The 964-nt window shown below is 41.6% G+C and carries 1 protein-coding gene and 1 pseudogene; both read right to left on the reverse strand.

All coding sequences use genetic code 11. The features are described 5' to 3' along the window. A pseudogene (locus tag ACRCJ0_RS15680) lies at positions 1 to 546 on the reverse strand (3-phosphoshikimate 1-carboxyvinyltransferase); the annotation flags it as partial. A 7-nt stretch (positions 547 to 553) separates the two neighbouring features. After that, on the reverse strand, positions 554 to 964 hold a 411-nt coding region (locus ACRCJ0_RS15685), incomplete at its 5' end, for a chorismate synthase (RefSeq protein ID WP_431391114.1).

Below are 964 nucleotides of genomic sequence, written 5' to 3' on the forward strand. Positions count from 1 at the left end.
AGCAGTTAAACCTGCCAATAAAATCGATGATTTTACTTGAGCAGACGCCACTGGCATATCATATTCAATAGCATTTAAGTGGTCCACTGGTTGGATATACAAAGGCGCAAACTCGCTACCTTCTGAGCCAGAAATCGATGCCCCCATTTGGCGCAATGGTAGCATAACACGGTTCATTGGTCGTTTTGATAGGGATTCGTCACCAATCATTTTAATTTTAAATGGGAATCCTGAGAAAAGTCCTGCCAGTAAACGCATAGTCGTACCGGAGTTTCCAGCATCTAAGGCATGATCTGGTGCAGTCAAGCCTTCAATACCCTTACCGTGAACGATGACAGCCCCATCTGCCTCTTCATCAATTTGAACACCTAAATCTCGGAAGATATTCATAGTTGAAATACAGTCTTCCGCATGTAGAAAGCCTTCAATTTTTGTGGTGCCTTTAGCAATAGAAGCGAACATAATTGCCCGGTGAGAAATTGATTTATCACCAGGAATCGTGATTGTCCCTTCTAGTGCATTGGCATCAATCATTAATTCTTTCATGGATGTTTTACTCTCCTTCATTTTGCCAAATGTCAGGGTTTTTAGCGTATTCGCGGTAGTTGTTTACTGCTTTGACTAATTCATTGTAGTCATCATGTGGAAATTTTTCTAAAATTGCTTGGGCTAATTCAGTAGCGATTACTGTCTCACCAATAATGGCTGCACGGGGTACTGCCGTAATGTCAGAACGTTCAATCGACGCTTTGTACGGTTCTTTGGTGTAGATATCCACTGATTGTAATGGATGATATTGTGTTGGGATTGGTTTTTTGTAACCACGGACAATAATTGGCATACCAGTTGTCATACCACCTTCAAAACCACCCATATGGTTGGTTAGACGGTAGAAACCTTGAGTATCGTCGTAGGCAATTTCATCCATTAATTCGTTACCAAAACGGCTAGCCACTTCAACACC

The organism is Aerococcus sp. L_32, from assembly GCF_050689315.1.